This is a genomic window from Micromonospora sp. NPDC051006, from assembly GCF_044456245.1.
Taxonomy (GTDB): domain Bacteria; phylum Actinomycetota; class Actinomycetes; order Mycobacteriales; family Micromonosporaceae; genus Micromonospora.
Window position 1 is genome coordinate 34,677 of the sequence record NZ_JBITFP010000036.1, and the last position, 20,407, is coordinate 55,083.

A 20,407-nucleotide genomic window follows, 5' to 3' on the forward strand; every position below is an offset into this window, starting at 1 on the left:
CGGCGCGCGATCTTGCGACGCCGCGCGGCGTCAGGCGGTGTGGTCCAGGACGACCTTGCCGAACGCCTCGCCGCCGTGCAGGCGGGCGAACGCCTCCTCGACCCCGCTAAACGGGATCACGCTGTCCACCACGGGACGCACCTGCCGGTCCGCGCAGAACGCGAGCAGGTCGTACAGCTCGCCGGGGGTGCCCATCGAGGTGCCGAGGATCTCCAACTGCATGGCGAAGACCCGGCGCAGGTTGACCTTCGGCTCGTGCCCGGCGGTCGCTCCGGAGACCACGATCCGGGCCATCGGCGCGGCGGACTTCAGCGAGTGGTCGAAGGTGGCCGCCCCGACGGTCTCGATCACCACATCCACCCGCTCCGGCAGCCGGGCTCCCGGCTCGACGGCCGTAGCGCCCAGGGCGGCGATCCGGTCCCGCTTACCCGCGTCCCGGCTGGTCGCGTAGACCCGCTTGCCCATCGCCACGGCGAGCGCGACGGCCGCCGTGGCCACGCCCCCGCCGGCGCCCTGCACCAGCACCGCGTCGGCGTCCTCCACCCGCCCCTTCGTGGTGAGCATCCGCCAGGCGGTCAGCCAGGCGGTGGGCAGGCAGGCGGCGTCGGTCGGCGACAACCCGTCGGGCAGCGGCACCAGGTTGGGCCGCGGTACGGCCACCCGCTCGGCGAAGGTGCCGGGGAAGTACTCGGAGAGGATGGAGACCCCGCGCGGGTCACCCGGGGTCGGCACCACCGGGTAGACGACCACCTCGTTGCCCTCCGGGTCCACCCCGACGGCGTCGCAGCCGAGGATCATCGGCAGCTGCGCCTCGGCGAGACCGACCCCGCGCAGCGACCAGAGGTCGTGGTGGTTGAGCGAGCTGGCCCGCACCTGCACGGTCACCCAGTCCTCGCCCGGATGGTCCGGCTCGGGCCGCTCGCCCACGGCGAGCGCGGCGAGCGGGTTGGCGTCGTCGAAGCGGGAGACGAAGGCGGCACGCATGATCGGCACGGTAACAAGCCGATCGGCCGCACAGAAGGGCCCCGGTCACCGCGCAGCGCGGCGGCCGGGGCCGATCGGTCGGATCAGGGGCGGGCCGGGGCAGGCGCCCCAGCCCGTCGAGTCAGGCGCGCGGGCCGGGGCAGGCACCCCAGCCCGTCGGGTCAGGCGCGGGCGACGCCGTCGCGGCGGGCCGCCTCGGCCACCGCCTCGGCAACCGCCGGGGCGACCCGCGGGTCCAACGGCGACGGGACGATCGCCTCGGCGGTCAGCGCCTCGGCGACCACGCCGGCGATGGCGTCCGCGGCGGCCACCTTCATCGCGTCGGTGATCCGGGTGGCCCGGGCGTCCAGCGCGCCCCGGAAGACACCCGGGAAGGCCAGCACGTTGTTGATCTGGTTCGGATAGTCGCTGCGCCCGGTGGCCACCACCGCGACGTGCCGAGCGGCCACCTCGGGGTGCACCTCGGGCGTGGGGTTGGCCAGCGCGAAGACGATGCCACCCGGGGCCATCCCGGCCACCGCCGCCTCCGGGATCTGCCCGCCCGAGACGCCGATGAGCACGTCCGCGCCGCGCAGCGCCTCGGTGATGTCGCCCGCGCGGTTGTCGGCGTTGGTCGTCGCGGCCAGCTCCGCCTTCGTACCGGTCAGGCCGGTGCGCTCCCGGCTCAGGATCCCCTTCGAGTCGCAGACCACCACCTGATCGGGGTTCACCCCGCCGGCGACCAGCATCTTGGTCACCGCGACACCGGCCGCGCCCGCCCCGCTGACCGCCACCCGCAGGTCGCCGAGTTTGCGGTTGAGCAGCGCCGCGGCGTTGCGCAGCGCGGCCAGCACCACGATCGCGGTGCCGTGCTGGTCGTCGTGGAAGACCGGGATGTCCAACGCCTCGTCGAGCCGGCGCTCCACCTCGAAGCAGCGCGGCGCGCTGATGTCCTCCAGGTTGATCCCGCCGAACGAGGGCGCCAGCGCCCGCACCGTCGCCACGATCTCGTCAACGTCCTGGGTGTCCAGGCAGACCGGCACCGCGTCGACGCCGGCGAACTGCTTGAACAGCACCGCCTTGCCCTCCATCACGGGCAGCGCGGCGCGCGGCCCGATGTTGCCCAACCCGAGTACGGCCGAGCCGTCGGTGACCACCGCGACGGCGTGCGCGGCCCAGGTGTAGTCGGCGGCCAGGGCCGGATCGGCGGCGATCGCCTCACACACCCGGGCCACCCCTGGGGTGTACGCGAGGGAGAGGTCCTCCCGGTTGGTGAGCGGCACCGTCGAGGTGACGGCCATCTTGCCGCCCCGGTGCAGCCGGAAGACGGGATCGGCGGGGTCCACGGTGGACGAAGACATTGGTGACTCCAGGATCTGTCGAGCAGATGGGGCGGCCGACTCGGGCGCGAGGTGGGCGGCGAGCGGTGGCACGCGGTGCGGGGGGTCACCCGGGCACTTCCGAGCATAGTGTCGGCACTGCCCCTCGGATGTGAGCAGGGTCATAACGGCCGGGGCCGCACCCGTCCGGGGCGCGGCCAGTAGCGGGCCACCACCCGGCCGTGGACGTCGGCCACGCCGTACGCCCGGGAGTCGTCGGTGACCAGGTCGTTGTCGCCGCGCAGCCACCAGCCACCGTCCTGCTGCCGCACGGCGCGCTTGACGACCAGCAACTCGGGGCGGCTGCGGAAGACCGCCACCACCACGTCGCCGGGGCGGACCAGACGGCCACCCGGCCGCACCAGCACGGCGTCCCCGTGCCGCAGCGTGGGGGCCATGGACGGGCCGGTCACCAGCACGGCGCTCAGCGGCCGACGCAGCCGGGGCACCCGGGCGGTGTGATCTTCATGCATGGTTTCACCTCCACCCGGTCGGGGAGCCCCTCCAGGAGTAATGTCGGCTTGGATCATCGCAAACTTCCCATGGAGGATCCCGATGCGACTTCCACGCATCCTTACGCCCCGCGTAACCGCGAGCGCTCACTGCGATCTGCCCTGCGGCGTCTACGACCCGGCCCAGGCCCGGATCGAGGCCGAGTCGGTCAAAATGATCTGCGAGAAGTACCAGGCGAACACCGACCCGGAGTTCCGCACCCGCGCGATCATCATCAAGGAGCAGCGGGCCGAGCTGGTCAAGCACCACCTCTGGGTGCTCTGGACCGACTACTTCAAGGCCACCCACTTCGAGAAGTACCCGCAGCTGCACCAGCTCTTCAACGAGGCCACGAAGCTCGCCGGTTCCGGCGGCGTCAAGGGCAGCCTCGACCCGGCCACCGCCGACCAGCTGCTGCAGAAGATCGACGAGATCTCCAAGATCTTCTGGGAGACCAAGAAGGCGTGACCCTCGGTACCGAGGCACCGACGATCCGGCCGGCACGTCCCACGGACGTGCCGGCCGTCGTCGCGATGGTGCACGAGTTGGCGGCGTACGAGCGGGCGCCCGAGCAGTGCCACCTGACCGCCGAGCAGTTGGACGCGGCCCTGTTCGGCCCGGCGCCTGCGCTCTTCGGGCATGTGGCCGTCGACGCCGACGACCAGCCGGTCGGGTTCGCGCTCTGGTTCCTCAACTTCTCCACTTGGGCCGGTGTGCACGGCATCTACCTGGAGGACCTCTACGTCCGCCCGACGGCCCGGGGCACCGGTGCGGGCCGACTGCTGCTGGCCACGCTGGCCGCGATCTGTGTCGAGCGCGGTTACCGCCGGCTCGAGTGGTGGATGATCAACTGGAATCCGGCGGCGGGTTTCTACGCCGCGATCGGCGCCGACAAGATGGACGAGTGGGTGCCCTACCGGCTCAGCGGGGACGCGCTGCACGGGCTGGCCCGCCAGGCGGCGGCCCCCACCCACCCGCCCGCCTGACCGGGTAGAGTCCCCGACCGGGGGGATGAGTGGTGACTCAACTGACCGGCCAGTCGGCCACCGACGACGACATCGTGCACCTCACCGTGCCCGCCGACGGCGGCTACCTGGGGGTGCTCCGCACCGCCACCGCCGGGCTCGCGGCCCGGCTGCAGTTCGCCCTCGACGAGATCGAGGATCTGCGCATCGCCGTCGACGAGGCGTGCGCGATGCTGCTCGCGATCGCCACCCGGGACGCCGAGTTGGAGTGCCGCTTCTCGGTGACCGAGGACGCGCTGACCGTCGAGGTGACCGTGCCGACCGTCCGCGGCGCCGCGCTCCCCGCCGAGTCGTCGTTCGCCTGGAAGGTGCTCACCGCGCTGACCACGGCGGCGTCCGCCACCGCCGCCGACGGGCGGGCGACCATCTCGCTGCTCACCCGCCGCTCCGGCTACTGACCGCAGCCCGGCCGGTTACCGGCCGGCGCTCGGCTCCCCGGGCGCGGCGAAGCCCAGCGCGCGGTTGGTGGGCGGGCTCAACAGCAGCGCGCTGACCCCGAGGCCGAGCGCCATCAGCGGTACGCCCAGCCAGCCCAGGCCACCCTGGATCATGTACCAGCCGATCGGCAGCAGCATCAGCTGGAGCACGATCGCCGGGGCGCGGGCCCCGGCGCGGCACCGGGCCAGCGCCCCGCCGAGCGCCCAGAGCGCCGCCGCCGCGCCGACGGTGAAGACGGTCACCAGCAACGCCGAGGTGAGGCCGGCGGTGGTGTCGGCGGTCAGGTCGGCCCAGAGCAGCCAGACGGCGATCAGCCCGACGGCCACCGCCTCGGCGCGCAGCAGCCGCACCGCCCAGCGGAGCGTGACGGGAATCGGGTCCGAGTCGATGGTCACGCGCGCCACGATACCCGGGCTACCGGGGGGTACAGTGCCGCCCATGCGGGCCGTCCTGGTGGTCAATCCGAAGGCCACCACCACCAGCGAACGCAGCCGGGACGTGCTGGTCCGGGCGCTGCGCAGCGAAGTCGACCTCTCCGTGCGGTACACCCGCCGACGCGGGCACGCCACCGCGCTGGCGCGGGAGGCCGCCGAGGAGGGGGTGGACGTCGTCGTCACCCTCGGTGGCGACGGCACGGTGAACGAGGTGGTCAACGGGCTGATGGCCGCGGAGCCGCCGATGGTGCCCGGCGCCCTCTCACCGGCCGAGCGGCTGCCGGCCCTGGCGACCGTGCCGGGCGGTTCGACAAACGTCTTCGCACGGGCGCTGGGCCTGCCGCGGGAGTGGCCGGAGGGCACCAGCATGATCCTGGAGGCGCTGCGGCTGGGCCGCTACCGGACGATCGGGCTGGGCCGCGCCGACGACCGCTACTTCACCTTCTGCGCCGGGTTCGGGGTCGACGCCGCGGTGATCCACCGGGTCGAGCAGGCCCGCCGCCGGGGACGGGTGTCCAGCCCGAGCCTCTACCTGCGCGCCATCCTCAGCCAGTACTTCTTCGCCTCGGACCGCCGGCATCCGGCGGTCAGCCTGGAGCGGCCCGGTGAGCCGGCGGAGGACGAGCTCGCGACGGTCATCATCCAGAACACGGCACCGTGGACGTACCTGGGCGACCGGGAGATCAACCCGAACCCGGAGGCGTCCTTCGACCTCGGCCTGGACGTGCTGGCGCTACGCCAGCTTCGGGTGCCGAGTACGACACGGACGGTGACCCAGTTCCTGTCCACGCGCCCCGACCCGCGCGGCAAGCAGGTGCTTCGACTGCACGACGTCGCGGAGTTCACGCTGGTCTCCAGCCGTCCGCAGGCGTTCCAGCTGGACGGCGACTACCTGGGTGAGCGGGAGAAAGTTAGATTCGCATCCATTCCCGCCGCACTGAGAGTAATCTGCTAGGTCTCGGGTACCGCCCTTGGTTGACGCGGCCGCGATCCCCGCCGACGCGACGGCCGCCACACCGAGAGGCAGGTGCCGGAAATGTCAGCAATGTCACGCGGACTGTACTATATTGATCCTCGACTGTGGTACGCCGGGTAACCAGAGCGCTCTGGAACCGGGACAAAAGGGTTGTGGGCTTGCTCACCGCGCGGAGTTTTTCTGAGCGTCACCCTTGACATCGTGTGAGTTCGTGAAAGTATTCACAAGCGAACTTGAGTTACCGGGACATTGCCTGGATATGCTCGGCAGGTTGAGCAGTTCCAGCAGGTCCCCGGGGCCAACAGCCTGCTCACGCAATGCCGAATAGTCAGACGCGAACCGTAACGACCGGCATTGCGGATGCATATAGGAAAAGCACCGAAGCACGATTTGCCACCCAACCAGAATGAGGAGTGTTGCCGCCATGGACTGGCGTCACCATGCTGTCTGCCGCGACGAGGACCCGGAGCTGTTCTTCCCGATCGGGACGTCCGGTCCGGCTCTGCTGCAGGTCGAGCAGGCCAAGGCCGTCTGCCGGCGCTGCTCCGTGACCGACCAGTGCCTGCAGTGGGCGCTCGAGTCGGGTCAGGACGCCGGCGTCTGGGGCGGGATGAGCGAGGAGGAGCGGCGCGCTGTGAAGCGTCGCGGCGGCCTCCGGGTGCTGCGCGCTCACTCCGCCTGACCACCGACACAGCTGCACGCCCCGCCGGGTCCGACCCGGTGGGGCGTTCTGCTGTCCCCGCCCGGCCGACGCACTCCGTCATGCCGGCGCACCCCGTCAAGCCGGCGCACCCCGTCAAGCCGGCGCACTCCGCCAAGCCGGCGCACTCCGCCAAGCCGGCGCACTCCGCCAAGCCGGCGAGCCCGGCCCAGGCCGGCGCGCCCGGCTAGGCCAGCACGCCCGGCCCTACCAGCCCGGTCGGCTGGAGCGGCCCGCTCGGCTGGGCCAGCGCGGCGTCGACCCGGCGCAGCACCAGGTCCGCCAACTCCGGGGCGTCGGTGAGCGGGGCGGCGACGGCGACCGCCCCGGCCGCGCCGGCCGACATCGTCACCGCGTCGTGGAAGAGGCCGGGGGCCAGGAAGTACGCCGACACGGCCACCCGGCGGGCACCGTCCGCCCGCAGCCGGGTGACCGCCGCACCGACCGCCGGCGGCGCCGCCGAGGCGTACGACACCCGGGTCGGCACGCCGTAGGCGAGGCCGAGCGCGGCGGCGACCCGCCCCACCGAGCCCCGCGCCCGGGGATCCCGGGTGCCCGCCGCGGCGAGCACCAGCGCGTCGAACCGACCCGGCTCCGCCTGCGCCAACCGCCGCCGCAGGCCGGACAGCAGGCCCGGGTCCACCACCCCGTCGGCCGGTCCCAGCACATCGGTCACCCGTACCGCCAGGCCCGGCGCCGCCGCCCGGGCCTCGGCCACCGCTGCCGGAATGTCCACCCGACGGTGGTAGGCGGCGGTCAGCAGCAACGGGACCAGCAGCACCCTCGGGTGCCCGGCGGCGGCCAGCGCCCGCAGCGCCTCGGCCGGGCCGGGCCCGGTGTGGTCGAGCCAACTCGCCGAGACCGGGGTGCCCGGGCGGGCCGCCGAGACCGCCCGGGCCAACGCCCTGGTCGCTGCGGCAGCCCGCGGATCACGGCTGCCGTGCGCGACCAGGACGACAGGGTCGGCGCACGGCCGCGCCGCCACCGCCCCGGTCGGTACCCGCCGGATCGGCCGGGTCAGACGTGCAGTCCGCACTCGGTCTTCTCGAACATCGCCCACCGGCCGGCCCGCGGGTCCTCCCCCGCCTTCGTCCGGCGGGTGCACGGCCAGCAGCCGATCGAACCGTAGCCCTGCTTGAACAGCTCGTTGACCGGCACGTTCCACCGGGCGATGTAGCCGTCCACGTCGGCCTGTGACCAGGCCGCGATCGGGTTCACCTTGACCCTTCCGCGTCGTGCGTCGAAGGTCACCACCGGCGTGTTCGCCCGGGTCGGCGACTCGTCCCGGCGCAGCCCGGCGGCCCACGCGTCGTAACCGGCCAGCGCCCGCTCCAGCGGCTCCACCTTGCGCAGCTGGCAGCAGTCGTCCGGGGACTTGTTGAACAGCCGAGGCCCGTACTGGCCGTCCTGCTGGCCCACGGTGAGCCGGGGCCGGATCGACCGGACGTTCACCGGCAGCGTCCGGGCCACCTCGTCGCGTACCCGGAGCGTCTCCGGGAAGTGCAGGCCGGTGTCGAGGAAGACGACGTCCACCCCGGGCGCCACCCGGGAGACCAGGTGGGCCAGCACCGCGTCCGCCATCGAGCTGGTCACGCAGAACCGGTCGCCGAAGGTCTCCGCGGCCCAGCGGGCGATCTCCAGGGCCGGCGCGCCCTCCAGCTCCCGGCCGGCCCGCTCGGCCAGCGCGCGCAGCTCCTCCGGAGCCCGCCGGGTCGGGCCGGCGGGTGCCGTACCCGCCGTCCCCACCAGACCGAGGTTCGCCGCGGACACGAGGCTCATCGGTTCACCGCCCGGCTCAGCAGACCGGTGAACTTCACCGTGAAGACCCGCACGCAGGCGTGGCACTCCCAGGCGCCGTGGCCCGCCTCGCTCGGCCGTAGATCCTCCTCGCCGCAGTACGGGCAGTACAGGGGTGCCGCACGGTTCTCGCTGCTCATCGCAGTTCCTCCTCGTCGACTCTGATCACCCACTGGGCGAACGGCTCGCCCGCGTGCCGGCCGGCCAGATAGCGGCGGGCCAGCCGTTCCACGTACTCCGGAAGCTCCTCGGCGGTGGTCTTCAGGCCGCGCAGCTTGCGGCCGAAGCCCGAGGTCTGCCCGGCGGCCATGCCGAGGCCGCCGCCGAGGTGCACCTGGAAGCCCTCCACCTGGCGACCGTCCGGGCCGAGCACCAGCTGACCCTTGAGGCCGATGTCGGCCACCTGGGTGCGGGCGCAGGCGTTCGGGCAGCCGTTGAGGTGGATGGAGATGTCCGCGTCGAAGTCGCGCAACCGCTGCTCCAGGCGGGCCACCAGCTCCTCGCCCCGCGCCTTGGTCTCGACGATCGCGAGCTTGCAGAACTCGATGCCGGTGCAGGCCATGGTGCCGCGCCGCCAGGTCGACGGGCGGGCCTCCAGGCCGATCTCGCGCAGCGCACCGACCAGCGACTCGGTCCGCTCCGGCGCGACATCCAGCACCAGCAGCTTCTGGTACGGAGTGAGCCGGATCCGGTCGCTGCCGTGCGCCTGGACCGCGTCGGCCAGCTTCGCGAGCTGCCCGCCGGAGACCCGGCCGACCACCGGGGCGGCGCCGACGTAGTTGCGGCCGTCCCGCTGCTGGTGCACGCCGATGTGGTCGATCGGCCGCTCGGGCAGTTCCGGGGCCGGACCGTCGAGCAGCGCCCGGCCCAGGTACTCCTTCTCCAGCACCTCGCGGAACTTCTCCACACCCCAGTCCGCGACCAGGAACTTCAGCCGGGCCCGGTTGCGCAGACGGCGGTAGCCGTAGTCGCGGAAGATGCCGACCACACCGACCCAGACGTCCGGCACCTCGGCCAGCGGCACCCAGACACCCAGCCGCTGGGCGAGCATGGGGTTGGTGGCGAGACCGCCGCCGACCCAGAGGTCGAAGCCGGGGCCGTGCTCGGGGTGGTCCACGCCGAGGAACGCGATGTCGTTCGCCTGGTACGGGGTGTCCGCCTGCCAGGAGATGGTCGACTTGAACTTGCGCGGCAGGTTCGAGTACTCCGGGTCGCCCACGTAGCGGCGGACGATCTCGTCGATTGCCGGCGTCGGGTCGATCAGCTCCGTCTCGGCCACCCCGGCGACCGGGCTGCCCAGCACGATCCGGGGGCAGTCACCGCAGGCCTCGGTGGTCTCCAGGCCGACCGCCTCCAGCCGGCGCCAGATCTCCGGCATGTCCTCGACCCGGATCCAGTGCAGTTGGATGTTCTGCCGGTCGGTGATGTCCGCGGTGTCCCGGGCGAACTCCCGCGAGATGTCGGCGATGGTGCGCAGCTGGGCCAGGGAGAGCTGGCCACCGTCCACCCGGACCCGGAGCATGAAGTACTCGTCCTCCAGCTCGTGCGGCTCGAGCACGGCGGTGCGCCCGCCGTCGATGCCCGCCTTGCGCTGGGTGTAGAGGCCCCACCAGCGGAACCGGCCGCGCAGGTCCTGCGGGTCGATGGAGGCGAAGCCCCGGTGGGCGTAGATGTTCTCGATCCGGGCCCGAACGTTGAGCGGGTTGTCGTCCTTCTTGATCCGCTCGTTGGGGTTGAGCGGCTCGCGGTGGCCGAGCGCCCACTGCCCCTCGCCCCGGGCGCGACGCGGTGCCCGGGCGGGACGCGTCGTCGGGTCGTCGGACCGGGCCGGAATGCTGCTGACCGCCATCGCGGCGTCCTCCGTTGTCTGCTGAGCCTCGGTGCGTACGCGGGCGCGGCGGCCGGCCCGTCAGAGCGGGCTCGGGACAACGGTGTCGAGAGGGCCGGCGCGGAGCGCGCCCGAGACAGATTTGTCGGGCGTCGTCAGTTGGCCGGACAGATGGCGCTGCGCACGCGGCCGTAGTCGACGTGGCGGCGGGCCACGAAGCGACGTACGACGGCGGCGGTCATGCTTGCCATGCTGCCACACCCCATGGGTGCCGGCCAATGAGTGGGTGCCGGATCCCACATCACGGGCCGACCTCGGTACGCCTGCTCCCGCCCCGGCGCGCCGGAGCGTGTGCGAGGCTCGGCCCTGTGGGTGGATTGTCCGATAGGTCGCATCGGGCATCCCCGGCCGGAGGCGGAGCGAGCCGGTCCTCGGGGCTGCGGGGCGCGATGCTCTGGTTGGCGCCGGCGCTGCTGACCCTGCTGGTGACCGGGGTGGAGCTGGGTCGCGCCCAGCTCTGGCGGGACGAGCTGGCCACCTGGAGCGCGGCCACCCGGTCGGTCGGCGACCTGGTCCGGCTCGCCGGCACCATCGACGCGGCGACCGGGCCGTACTACCTGCTCATGCACGGCTGGGTGGCGCTGGCCGGGGACTCGGTGGTCGCGCTGCGGGTGCCGTCGGTGCTGGCCATGACGGGAGCGGCGGCGTTGACCGCGCTGCTCGGTCAACGGCTCGCCGGGGCCCGCGTCGGCCTGCTCGCCGGCCTGCTCCTCGCGGTGTTGCCCGGCACCTCCCGGTACGCCCAGGAGGCCCGGCCGTACGCGCTGGCCACCTTCTTCGCCGTACTCGCCACCCTGCTGCTGGTCGACGCGCTGCGGCGCCCGGGCTGGGCCCGCTGGGCCGGGTACGCCGCCGCCCTGGCCGCGCTCGGGCTGACCCACCTGATCGCCCTCACCCTGCTCGCCGCGCACGTGGTCGCGGTGCTCGCCGCCCGCCGCGCCGGCCTCGCCCCCGCCGACCCGGCCACCGAGCAAAGCAGGCGGGGCCGTGGGCGGGACGGGCGGTGGTGGTGGCTGGCGGCCGTGCTGCCGGCGCTGCTGCTGACCGCCCCGCTCGCGTTGGCTGCCCGGAGCCAACGGGGCAGGCAGCTGAACTGGGTGGACCTCGTCCGGCCTGCCGATCTGACCGGGCTACCGGGCGGAGTCGCGCAGAGCAGCGTGGTGGGCGGCCTCCTGGTCGGGCTCGCCGCGCTCGGCGCCGCCCGGCTCGGCTGGCGCGCCCTGCTACCCGGGTGCGCGGTGCTGCTACCGGTCCTGCTGCTCTTCGCCGCCGGCCTGGGCGTACCGATCTGGGTGCCCCGCTACCTGGTGTTCGTCGTACCGTTCGCCTGCGTGCTGGCCGCCGCGGCGCTGGCGGCGGTGCCGCTGCCCGGCGGGCTCGCCGTGCTCGCCCTGGCCGGTTTGCTCGGCCTGCCGGATCAGGCCGCGCTGCGGCACACCCACGAGTGGCCGCGCAGCGCCCCGGTCGACTACCGGGGGGTGGCCCGGGTCGTCGCCGCCGGGCAGCGCCCCGGCGACGCGGTGGTCTACTCGCCCCGGGACAGCTGGCTCTTCCTCGACCTCGGGCTGGACTACCAGCTGCCCGACCGGCGTCCCCGCGACGCGCTGCTGGTCGAGGGGCAGGCCCGTCGGGGCAGCCTCTGGGCGACCGAGTGCGACCGGCCCGCCGAGTGCCTGGCCGGCGTGCCCCGGGTCTGGTTGGTGGTCGCCGGCCGGCACCCCGACCCGGTCGCCGCGGTCCCCGGCGCGAAGGGGGCCGCGCTGCGGAACGGCTTCGCCGTCGAGCAGGTCTGGCAGCGCCCCGGACTGACCGTCGCCCTGCTCACCCGCTGACCGCCGCCGGCCCGTTGACGCCTTCGCCACCTCGGAGCACCTGCGGCGTTGCGGCGTGTCGCGCTCCCGAGTGCCTCGCTCGTTCAGCGTGATACCTCTGCGGCATATTTATGCCGCAGAGGTATCACGCTCGTCGGGAGACCCGGAGTGTGGAGGTCAGCTGCCGGAGCGGCCGTCCGGGGCGGTCCGGGCCAGCGGTACGACGATCATCGCCTCGGTGCCGCCGGTGCTGCCGTCGCGCAGCTCGATGGTGCCGCGCAGCTCCCCGGTGACCAGCGCCCGGACGATCTGCAGCCCGAGGTTTCCGCCCCGTTCGGCGTCGAAACCGGTGGGCAGGCCGCGACCGTTGTCGGTCACCGAGACGTGCAGCTGCTTGCGGAAGCGGTGCGCCGCGACCACCACCTCCGGCCGCGCCGCAGGCGGCCCGTCGGGAACCGGCCCGCCGAGCGCCGGCTCGGTGGCCAGTGGCCCGCCGGCCGCCGGCTCGTCGTCCGCGTCCGAGGGTGGGAAGCCGTGCTCGACGGCGTTGAGCAGCAGCTCGTTGAGGACCATCACCAGCGAGGTGGCGATCTCCGCGGGCAGCACTCCGAAACTCCCCTTGCGGCGCATGCCGACGGAGACCTCGGTCGCCGCCACCTCGGTCGCCGCGCTGGCCACCCGATCGACGATGCCGTCGAACTCGACCGCCTCGTCGCTCGACATGGAGAGCGTCTCGTGCACCAGCGCGATCGAGGCGACCCGGCGGACCGACTCCTCCAGCGCGACCCGGGCCTCCGGCATGGAGACCCGGCGGGCCTGCAGGCGCAGCAGCGCGGCGACCGTCTGGAGGTTGTTCTTCACCCGGTGGTGGATCTCCCGGATGGTGGCGTCCTTGGTGATCAGGGCGCGGTCGCGACGGCGTACCTCGGTGATGTCCCGGACCAGCACCAGCGCGCCGATCGGCACGCCGGCCGGCATCAGCGGCAGGGCCCGGGTGAGCATGGTGGCGCCGCGGGCGTCGATCTCCCGGCGGGGCGGGGCGTCACCGTGCAGCGCGGCCAGGATCGCGTTCGCCGCGTCGGTCCCCTCGAGCGGATCCCCGGCGAGCCGGCGGTGCAGCGCGGCCAGGTCCTCGCCCACCAGGTGGGAGGCGTAGCCCAGCCGCCGGTACGCGGACTGGGCGTTCGGGCTGGCGTAGGTGACCTTGCCGTTCGCGTCCAGCCGGACCAGACCGTCGCCGACCCGGGGGGCGGAGGTGGTCTCCCCCGGGTGCCGCGGCGGCGGGAAGGTGCCGTCGGCGATCATCTGGGCCAGGTCGTCGGCCGTGGTCAGGTAGTTCAGCTCCAGCTGGCTGGGGGTACGCGCGGTGGAGAGGTTGGTGTCCCGGCCGACCACCGCGATCACCTCGCTGGCCTCGCCGTCGGCGGCGCGCAGCCGGACCGGGATCGCCTCGTGCCGGGCCGGCACGTCGCCGTACCAGACCGGGTCGCCCTCCCGCCAGATCCGGCCCTGCCGGTACGCCACCTCCAGGTGCGCGACCTCCGGCCCGCCGACGATCCGGCCCACCTGGTCGTCCTGGTACGCGGTCGGCGCGGTCGTCGGGCGGACCTGAGCGACGCAGAGGAACGTGCCGTCGGCGTCCACCGGCACCCAGAGCAACAGGTCGGCGAAGGACAGGTCGGAGAGGAGCTGCCAGTCTCCGGCTATCCGGTGCAGGTGGTCGATGTCCGCCGGACGGAGGTGGGTGTGCTCCTCGGCGAGGTCGCGCAGCGTGGACACGCTGACCAGCGTGCCACGCCGCGCCTCACATCGTCGCGGTGACCTTCTTGAGCCCGCGCGGCGCGTCCGGATCCTCGCCCCGGGTCAGCGCCAGCGCCATCGCCAGCCGCTGCAGCGGCAGGATGTCCAGCAGCGGGGCGTAGCGCTCGTCGACCTCGGGAACGGCGATCCGGGTGGCCCCCTCGACGTCGGCCGAGCCGACCACCACCACGTCGGCGCGGCGCTCGCCGAGCCGGGGCAGCACCTCCCCCATCGACCGGCCACCGGGCCCGGAGCCGACCACCGCGAGCACCGGCACGTCCGGGTCCGTCATGGCGAGCGGGCCGTGCAGCAGGTCGGCGCCGGAGAAGGCGAGCGCCGGCAGGTAGGAGGTCTCCATCAGCTTGAGTGCCGCCTCCCGGGCGGTCGGGTAGGCGTAGCCGCGGCCGGTGGTGACCAGCTGGGCCGCGAACCGGTAGCGGGGCGCCAGCTGCGCCGGGGTGGGGTCGGCCAGGGTACGGGCGGCCAGCTCGGGCAGCGCGGCGAGGGCCTCGCGCTCCTCGACCGGCAACGCCCCGTCGCCGGCCCGGATCCCCTCGACGAGCATGAGCAGGGCGAGCAGTTCGGCCGTGTACGTCTTGGTGGCCGCCACCGCCCGCTCGTGGCCGGCGGCGATGTCCACGCTCAGCTCGGCGGCGGCCGTCAGCGGCGACTCCGGCGCGTTGGTGACCGCGAGGGTGAGCGCCCCGGAGGCCCGGGCCACCCGCAGCACCTCGGTCAGGTCCGGTGAGCCCCCGCTCTGGCTGACCCCGACGACCAGCGCGTCGGAGAGGTCGGGCCGGGCGCCGTAGACGGTGACCGCGCTCGGCGAGGCGAGCCCGGCGGGCAGGCCGAGCCGGATCTCGGTGAGGTAGGCGGCGTAGAGCGCCGCATGGTCGGAGGTGCCCCGGGCGGTGAAGACCACGTGCCGCGGCCGACGCTCGGCGATGACCGCCGCCACCCGGGCGATCTCGGCGGCGTGCTCGGTGGAGAGCAGCCGCTCGTATCCGGCCGGCTGCTCGTCGATGTCGGCGGCCATTCCGGCCCCTGCACGCGTCACGGAAGCTCCTCCCTGTGCGCGGTTGCCGCGCGTTTGCTGCTCAGTCTTGCACCTTTGGCTCGATCTCAGCAATCGAACGAACAGTAGTGCGCATTTGATCACCGAATCGGCCCGCCATCACCTAGGCTGGCTCGACTCGACCCCGCCCACCGCACCCGACGAGAGGACGCCGTGCCCGAGGACGACCGTTCGCTCTCCGCGGCGGAGGAGCTCGCTCTGGCCCGGCTGGCGATCGACGAGGGCGAGCTGGACCACGCCGCCGGGCACGTGGCCGGCGCGCTGGCGCAGGCGCCGACCCTGCCGGAGGTGCACGAGACGCTGGCCCGGCTCGCCACCGCCGCCGGCGGGGGCGTCGACCTCTTCCCACTGTCCCACCACACCTTCGTCGGCGCCGTGGTTGCCCGCGCCCACCTCCTCGCCGCCGCGGGGCACCCGGCCGAGGGGCTCGAGCTGCTCGTCGCGGCGACCGGCTACGCGCCGCAGACCGACTGGGCCGGGGTGCCCTGGGTGACGGCGCCCGAGCTGGCCGAACGGCTCGCGCCGGAGCACGCCGCGCAGTTGCTCATGCAGGTCTGCGCCGCAGTGCCCGACCCGGTGCCGCGTGCCGGCCGGCCGGCGGTGGCCGCCTACCTCACGCTGGCCCGCAACGCGGTCACCGTCCATCCCGAGCACGGCCTGCTGCTGGGCGCGGCGTCCGCGCTGGCCCGGCGACTCGGTGAGGTCGCGCTGGCGATCCGCTGGGCCAGTCGGGGTGTACGCGCGCAGCCGTCCAAGATCGGCGAGGTCTGGCTCGGGTACGCGTACCGCAGCGCCGGGCGGACCCGGGAGGCGCTCGCGGCGCTCGGCCGGGCGGTCGGGCACGACCCCGACGACCTCGCCGTCTACGCCGACATCGCCGGCACCCTGGCCGACATCGGCCAACTCGACGAGGCGCTGGACTGGATCGAGCGGGCGCTGGCCCGCGACCCGTCCTTCGACTGCGCCGTGCACACCGCGCACCGGCTGCGCTACCAGCGCGACGGCGACGTGGCGCACCTGATCGCGCTCGCCGACTTCGTCCGGGACCACCCGGACGACACGCATGAGCACGGCGACCTGGCCGAGTCCTGCCGGAGCCGGCCCTGGCTCGGGCAGGTCACCCCGGCCGCCGGGCCGGTGGTCGACGCGCTGCGGCTGGCCGTGGCCGACGACCACGGGGGCGTCGGCGCGGCCATACGCCTGCCGACCCTGGCCCCGCCGAGCGCGATGCGGACGGCCGAGGCGGCCGTGCCGGGGATGCGGATCGAGGTGGCCGGAGTCGTCGAGCCGGACGCCCGCGAGCCGCGGCGGGCCGGCACCCGGCAGCTCTGGCACTACCAGGGCACGGTCGCCGCTCCCGCGATCCCCGCCCCCTCGGCGGCGGCCGCCGACCGGGTCCGGCAGCTCGTGCACCCGGCCTGGCCGCATCCACCGGCCGCCTACGACGCCGCGGTCGGCCTGGCCACCCTCGATCTGGCGGATCTGCTCGGGCTGCTCGTGCACCCGCCCGAGCCGCCGGCCACCGCGGTCGGCCGGGTGCTCGGCGGGCAGGATCCGACGCTCTGGGTCCGCTGCGTGCAGGTCTGGGCCTGCCTCGGCCTGCTGCACCACCGCACCGACGAGCCGTGGGACGACTCCACCCGGCGCCGGGTGCTGCTGGACCTGGTCTGGGGTGTCGAGGACTGGATCACCGAGGCCGCGCTCTTCGCGCTGGTCACCGCCGCCTGGGTCGACCCGGCGGTACGCCCCGACGTGGCCGCAGTGGTGGCCGACCGGCTGGCCGACGCGGCGGCGGTGGCCCGGGCCCGCCCGATGCCCCTCGCCACCTCGCTGGCCCACCTGGCCCTGGTCACGCCGACGTTGGACGGCGCGACCGCCACCCTGGCCACCGAACTGCTGGCCGCGCGGTCGACCCTCCCCCGCCCCCGCACTCCCCTGACCCGCCTCTTTCGCCGCCTCCTCACCTCACTCCGCCGCCACCGCGCACCCCGCACGCCCCAGTGATCAAGAGGTTCGCGTCACCGGAGGCCGGAATCCTGACGCGAACCTCTTGATCACCGAGGTCGAACGGGGGTGGGGTGGGGTGGGTTAGGCGAGGGGGCCTTGGCCAGGGCGGTTTCGGCCTGCTCCTCGGGGGTGGCCCGTGGGGTTGGCTGGTTGGCGGTGCGCAGCGGGATCTCCTTGATGAACCAGGCGAGCACCGGCAGCGCGACGGTGAAGAGCACCGCCCAGAGGAAGACGTGCGAGATCGCGTCGGCGAGGCCGCCGAGCACCAGCTCGCGTGCCTGCGCGGGCAGCTGCTTGAGCTGCGCCAGGTCCATCGCGCCGCCCTCGCCGCCGCTGAACGCGCCACCCGCGGCCGAGTCGGCCAGCCGGTTGGCGAAGATCGCGCCGAAGAGCGAGATGCCGAACGAGCCGCCGATCGAGCGGAAGAAGGTGGCCGCGCCGCTCGCCGCGCCCAGGTCCTTCTGCTCCACGCTGTTCTGGGCGATCAGCATCGTGGTCTGCATGAGGAAGCCCATGCCGACGCCGAGGACGAACATGAAGACCGACGACTCGACCTTGCTGGTGTTGACGTCGAGCATGGTCAGCAGCCCCATGCCGGCGGCCATCACCACGCCGCCGATGATCGGGTACGCCCGGTAGCGACCGGTCCTGGTGATCGCCCGGCCGATCACCAGCGAGACCACCAGCATGCCGAACATCAACGGAAGCAGCAGCAGGCCGCTGTTGGTGGCGGAGGCGCCCTGCACCGTCTGCTGGTAGAGCGGCAGGAAGTTCATCGCGCCGAACATCGCGAAGCCGAGGAGGAAGCCGATCACCGAGATCAACGCGAAGTTCCGGTTGGCGAAGAGGCCCAGCGGCAGGATCGGCTCGGGTGCCCGTCGCTCGACGAGTCCGAAGGCGATCAGGGTGACCAGGGCGAGCGCGGCCAGGCCGATGATCTGCCCGGAGGCCCAGTCGTACTCGTTGCCGCCCCAGGTGGTGATCAGCACGATCGCGGTGATGCCGACCGAGAGCAGCGCGGCACCCAGCCAGTCGATCCGGTGCTCGGTGCGGTACTTCGGCAGGTGCATCGTCGTGATCAGCAGCACCAGCGCGACACCGCCGAGGGGCAGGTTCACATAGAACGCCCAGCGCCAGGAGAGGTGGTCGGTGATGAACCCACCGACCAGCGGGCCGGCCACCATGGCGACGGCCATGATGCCGGCGATCATGCCCTGGTAGCGGCCCCGCTCGCGGGGCGGGACCAGGTCCCCGATGATCGCCATCACGCCGACCATCAGACCGCCGGCGCCGAGGCCCTGCACCGCCCGGAAGGCGATCAGCTGGACCATGCCGTCGGACGGACCGCCGAGGAACCCGGAGCCGGCCATGCCGCAGAGCGCGGAGCCGAGCAGGAAGAGGCCGACCGAGGTGAGGAAGACCGACTTGCGACCGTAGAGGTCGCCGAGCTTGCCCCAGATCGGGGTGGAGACCGTGGTGCCGAGCACGTACGCGGTGACCACCCAGGTGAAGTGGCTCAGGCCGCCGAACTCGTCGACGATCCGTGGCAGCGCGGTGCTGACGATCATGTTGTCGAGCATCGCGAGCATCATCGCGATCATCAGGCCGAAGAGCACCACCCGGACGTTGGGTCGCGCGACAGCCTGGGTTGCCTGAGTCATGGGTAAGCTCCCCCCGAGGAGCGGCTTGCTTACTTGCCGCCCGGCTAGTTTCCTTACTAGCCGCACGGTAAGTTGGTGAGGCAACTATGGTCAAGCGAATTGGGTGGTACGGGTGAGGGAGAGCACAGGCGGCACGCGCGAGCGCATCAAGGCCGTCGCGCTTGAGCTCTTCACCGAGCAGGGGTACGAGAAGACCTCGCTGCGGGAGATCGCCGAGCGGTTGAACGTGACGAAGGCCGCGCTCTACTACCACTTCAAGAGCAAGGACGAGATCGTCACCAGCTTCGTCGACGATCGGCTGGAGCGGATCGAGGAACTGGTCGCCTGGGCCGAGTCCCAGCCGGCCACCCGGGAGACCCGACGGACGTTGATCGCCCGCTACGCCGACGAGATGTTCGCCGGCGACCAGCCCTCCGTGATGCGCTTCTTCGAGCAGAACCAGACCGTGCTCAAGAGCCTCACCGCCGGGCAGCAGATGCGCGGCCGGATGATGAAACTGGCCAACCAGCTCTGCCGGGGCGACGACTCCCCCGGCGCGCAGCTGCGCGCCACGCTCTCGCTCTTCGCCGTGCACAGCAGCTGGTTCGCCGTCCGGACGCCGCACATCACCGACGCGGAGCGGCGGAAGATCGCCCTGGAGGTGGCCGACGAGTTGCTCGCCTCGATCGGCACACCGGCCGACGCCGAGCAGGGCTGAGCCGGCCGGCCGGCGACCAGGACCGGGCCGACCGGGCCCGGTTCAGGCCCGGCCAGCGTCAGGATCAGGCCGGGGTCAGCTCCAGCCGCAGGCCGAGCAGCTCCACCCCGGGCACCGGCGCCCAGTCCTTCTCCGGGGCGCGCACGAAGCCGAGCCGCGCGTAGAGCTGATGGGCCGTCTGGGCCATTCCGCTGCGTACGCAGATCACCACGGCCGCGCAGCCCAGCTCGGTCGCCCGGGCGACGCAGGCCCGGGCCAGCGCCGCGCCGACACCCCGCCCCTGGGCGGCCGGGTCGACGGCGAGCATGCGGAACTCCGCCTCACCGGGGCGGGACAGCTCGGCGAACCGGCTGCCCGGCAGCACGAACGTGACCGAGCCGAGCACCGCCCCGGCCTCGTCCACGGCGACCAGCACCTCGCCGTGCTCCGCCCGGGTCGCCACGTCGGCGAGCACCGTGCCGTAGCCGTGCTCGCCCTTGAGCTGCCCGTCCGCCTCGTACGCGGCCACGGTCAGCCGGGCGATCGCCGGGAAGTCGGCCGGGACCGCCGGGCGGACCAGCAGGCTGGTCAACCGATCACCGCGATCAGGTCGCCGTCCTGCACCACGTCGCCCTCGTTGACCGCGAGCTGCTGCACGACACCCTCGGACTCGGCGACGACAGGGATCTCCATCTTCATCGACTCCAGGATCACCAGGGTGTCCCCCTCGGACACGGTGTCCCCGGCCGACGCGACGACCTTCCAGACGTTCGCCACCATCTCGGCGCGGATCTCCTCGGCCATCTGCCCGGCCCTTCCTCTCGCGGTTACCTGCCGACGTATCCAATCATGCGGCGACGGCCCGCGGGCGCGGAGCGACCGGCCGCGTGCCGACGACGCCCCGGCGCGGTACGGCCGGCGGCGGCCCAACTAGCATCAACGGGTCGGACCCCGGTGCCGGGCGGGCCGGTGCGTGCGCCGGCGCCGAGGTCGTGCGCAGCCGGATCCGACATTTCACGAGGAGGTCACCATGGCGAAGAAGGCCCGGAAGAAGAAGGCCCGCAAGAAGAGCGGCGCGAACCACGGCAAGCGCCCCAACTCCTGACCTCGCGCGGGCCACGCCCGTCGACGACAGTCAGCCCATCCGGCCGTGGCCGGATACGCCGGGGGGGCCCGGGGGGGGGGGGCCGGCCCCCCCGGGGGGGGGGGGGGGCGGCGGGAATGCCCCAGAGGCCCCGTCGGGGCGCGCGCCCCGAACCCATACACCCACCCCCGGGCCAAGCCC

At 73.4% G+C, this 20,407-nt stretch carries 23 protein-coding genes; 10 read left to right on the forward strand and 13 right to left on the reverse strand.

Annotated features, from left to right (window positions below; genetic code table 11):
- Positions 1-30 precede the first annotated feature (30 nt).
- The 3 genes from ACIBBA_RS32185 to ACIBBA_RS32195 form a co-directional block, all read right to left on the reverse strand.
- Entirely contained in the window at positions 31-993 is a 963-nt protein-coding gene (locus tag ACIBBA_RS32185) for a zinc-binding dehydrogenase (protein ID WP_396702477.1), read from the reverse strand.
- A 152-nt stretch (positions 994-1,145) separates the two neighbouring features.
- Entirely contained in the window at positions 1,146-2,324 is a 1,179-nt protein-coding gene (locus tag ACIBBA_RS32190; RefSeq protein ID WP_350871665.1) for an NADP-dependent malic enzyme, read from the reverse strand.
- A gap of 140 nt (positions 2,325-2,464) precedes the next feature.
- The gene (locus ACIBBA_RS32195; RefSeq protein WP_396702479.1) at positions 2,465-2,815 is read right to left on the reverse strand and encodes a S24 family peptidase; all 351 of its coding nucleotides are present in this window, start codon (positions 2,813-2,815) and stop codon (positions 2,465-2,467) included.
- A gap of 82 nt (positions 2,816-2,897) precedes the next feature.
- Here ACIBBA_RS32195 and sodN point away from each other — a divergent pair, with 82 nt between their 5' ends.
- The 3 genes from sodN (at position 2,898) to ACIBBA_RS32210 (ending at position 4,257) form a co-directional block, all read left to right on the forward strand.
- Positions 2,898-3,302 (forward strand): superoxide dismutase, Ni, encoded by a 405-nt coding sequence (gene sodN / locus ACIBBA_RS32200; RefSeq protein ID WP_363784213.1) that lies wholly within the window; start codon positions 2,898-2,900, stop codon positions 3,300-3,302.
- Between the two features lie 65 nt (positions 3,303-3,367).
- Positions 3,368-3,820: a GNAT family N-acetyltransferase gene (locus ACIBBA_RS32205; RefSeq protein ID WP_396702508.1), complete on the forward strand. Its 453-nt coding sequence runs from the start codon at positions 3,368-3,370 to the stop codon at positions 3,818-3,820.
- A gap of 32 nt (positions 3,821-3,852) precedes the next feature.
- Positions 3,853-4,257, forward strand: a complete 405-nt coding sequence (locus ACIBBA_RS32210; protein ID WP_396702482.1) for an ATP-binding protein — start codon at positions 3,853-3,855, stop codon at positions 4,255-4,257.
- A 15-nt stretch (positions 4,258-4,272) separates the two neighbouring features.
- Here the strand turns inward: ACIBBA_RS32210 and ACIBBA_RS32215 are convergent, their stop codons facing one another.
- The gene (locus tag ACIBBA_RS32215; RefSeq protein ID WP_350871659.1) at positions 4,273-4,692 is read right to left on the reverse strand and encodes a hypothetical protein; all 420 of its coding nucleotides are present in this window, start codon (positions 4,690-4,692) and stop codon (positions 4,273-4,275) included.
- A 43-nt stretch (positions 4,693-4,735) separates the two neighbouring features.
- Between ACIBBA_RS32215 and ACIBBA_RS32220 the strand changes: the two genes are divergently transcribed.
- The 3 genes from ACIBBA_RS32220 (at position 4,736) to ACIBBA_RS32230 (ending at position 6,598) form a co-directional block, all read left to right on the forward strand.
- Entirely contained in the window at positions 4,736-5,686 is a 951-nt protein-coding gene (locus ACIBBA_RS32220) for a diacylglycerol/lipid kinase family protein (protein ID WP_396702484.1), read from the forward strand.
- A gap of 445 nt (positions 5,687-6,131) precedes the next feature.
- The gene (locus tag ACIBBA_RS32225; protein WP_007072794.1) at positions 6,132-6,389 is read left to right on the forward strand and encodes a WhiB family transcriptional regulator; all 258 of its coding nucleotides are present in this window, start codon (positions 6,132-6,134) and stop codon (positions 6,387-6,389) included.
- Positions 6,390-6,469: 80 nt separating this feature from the next.
- Positions 6,470-6,598 (forward strand): hypothetical protein, encoded by a 129-nt coding sequence (locus ACIBBA_RS32230; protein WP_396702486.1) that lies wholly within the window; start codon positions 6,470-6,472, stop codon positions 6,596-6,598.
- On the opposite strand, the gene ACIBBA_RS32235 is transcribed toward ACIBBA_RS32230, so the two are convergent.
- From ACIBBA_RS32235 to ACIBBA_RS32250, 4 genes are read right to left on the reverse strand one after another with little or no spacing between them, the layout of a single operon-like run.
- The gene (locus ACIBBA_RS32235) at positions 6,595-7,392 is read right to left on the reverse strand and encodes a sirohydrochlorin chelatase (protein WP_396702510.1); all 798 of its coding nucleotides are present in this window, start codon (positions 7,390-7,392) and stop codon (positions 6,595-6,597) included. The two genes, ACIBBA_RS32230 and ACIBBA_RS32235, sit on opposite strands and share 4 nt — an antisense overlap.
- Before the next feature lie 32 nt (positions 7,393-7,424).
- The gene (locus tag ACIBBA_RS32240; protein ID WP_396702488.1) at positions 7,425-8,186 is read right to left on the reverse strand and encodes a phosphoadenylyl-sulfate reductase; all 762 of its coding nucleotides are present in this window, start codon (positions 8,184-8,186) and stop codon (positions 7,425-7,427) included.
- Complete coding sequence (locus ACIBBA_RS32245) at positions 8,183-8,344, reverse strand: hypothetical protein (RefSeq protein WP_396702490.1); 162 nt, start codon at positions 8,342-8,344, stop codon at positions 8,183-8,185. Before ACIBBA_RS32245 ends, ACIBBA_RS32240 begins: the two co-directional genes overlap by 4 nt.
- The gene (locus ACIBBA_RS32250; RefSeq protein WP_396702492.1) at positions 8,341-10,053 is read right to left on the reverse strand and encodes a nitrite/sulfite reductase; all 1,713 of its coding nucleotides are present in this window, start codon (positions 10,051-10,053) and stop codon (positions 8,341-8,343) included. Before ACIBBA_RS32250 ends, ACIBBA_RS32245 begins: the two co-directional genes overlap by 4 nt.
- 428 nt (positions 10,054-10,481) lie before the next feature.
- On the opposite strand from ACIBBA_RS32250, the gene ACIBBA_RS32255 reads away from it, so the two are divergent.
- Positions 10,482-11,924, forward strand: coding sequence for a glycosyltransferase family 39 protein (locus ACIBBA_RS32255; protein ID WP_396702494.1), 1,443 nt, complete (start codon positions 10,482-10,484; stop codon positions 11,922-11,924).
- A 156-nt stretch (positions 11,925-12,080) separates the two neighbouring features.
- Here the strand turns inward: ACIBBA_RS32255 and ACIBBA_RS32260 are convergent, their stop codons facing one another.
- Positions 12,081-13,682, reverse strand: coding sequence for a histidine kinase N-terminal domain-containing protein (locus tag ACIBBA_RS32260; RefSeq protein WP_396702496.1), 1,602 nt, complete (start codon positions 13,680-13,682; stop codon positions 12,081-12,083).
- A 25-nt stretch (positions 13,683-13,707) separates the two neighbouring features.
- Entirely contained in the window at positions 13,708-14,739 is a 1,032-nt protein-coding gene (locus ACIBBA_RS32265; protein ID WP_396702512.1) for an SIS domain-containing protein, read from the reverse strand.
- A 192-nt stretch (positions 14,740-14,931) separates the two neighbouring features.
- On the opposite strand from ACIBBA_RS32265, the gene ACIBBA_RS32270 reads away from it, so the two are divergent.
- The gene (locus ACIBBA_RS32270; RefSeq protein ID WP_396702498.1) at positions 14,932-16,782 is read left to right on the forward strand and encodes a tetratricopeptide repeat protein; all 1,851 of its coding nucleotides are present in this window, start codon (positions 14,932-14,934) and stop codon (positions 16,780-16,782) included.
- A 50-nt stretch (positions 16,783-16,832) separates the two neighbouring features.
- On the opposite strand, the gene ACIBBA_RS32275 is transcribed toward ACIBBA_RS32270, so the two are convergent.
- Positions 16,833-18,446, reverse strand: a complete 1,614-nt coding sequence (locus tag ACIBBA_RS32275; protein WP_396702500.1) for an MDR family MFS transporter — start codon at positions 18,444-18,446, stop codon at positions 16,833-16,835.
- A 112-nt stretch (positions 18,447-18,558) separates the two neighbouring features.
- On the opposite strand from ACIBBA_RS32275, the gene ACIBBA_RS32280 reads away from it, so the two are divergent.
- Positions 18,559-19,143: a helix-turn-helix domain-containing protein gene (locus tag ACIBBA_RS32280; RefSeq protein ID WP_350871644.1), complete on the forward strand. Its 585-nt coding sequence runs from the start codon at positions 18,559-18,561 to the stop codon at positions 19,141-19,143.
- A 64-nt stretch (positions 19,144-19,207) separates the two neighbouring features.
- On the opposite strand, the gene ACIBBA_RS32285 is transcribed toward ACIBBA_RS32280, so the two are convergent.
- Complete coding sequence (locus tag ACIBBA_RS32285) at positions 19,208-19,714, reverse strand: GNAT family N-acetyltransferase (protein ID WP_396702502.1); 507 nt, start codon at positions 19,712-19,714, stop codon at positions 19,208-19,210.
- Entirely contained in the window at positions 19,711-19,926 is a 216-nt protein-coding gene (locus ACIBBA_RS32290; RefSeq protein WP_396702504.1) for a biotin/lipoyl-binding carrier protein, read from the reverse strand. The genes ACIBBA_RS32285 and ACIBBA_RS32290 overlap by 4 nt, the downstream gene beginning before the upstream one ends.
- 226 nt (positions 19,927-20,152) lie before the next feature.
- On the opposite strand from ACIBBA_RS32290, the gene ACIBBA_RS32295 reads away from it, so the two are divergent.
- Positions 20,153-20,227 carry a 50S ribosomal protein bL37 gene (locus tag ACIBBA_RS32295; protein ID WP_369700219.1) on the forward strand — a complete coding sequence of 25 codons (75 nt, stop codon included), beginning with the start codon at positions 20,153-20,155 and terminating at the stop codon, positions 20,225-20,227.
- Positions 20,228-20,407: the final 180 nt, after the last annotated feature.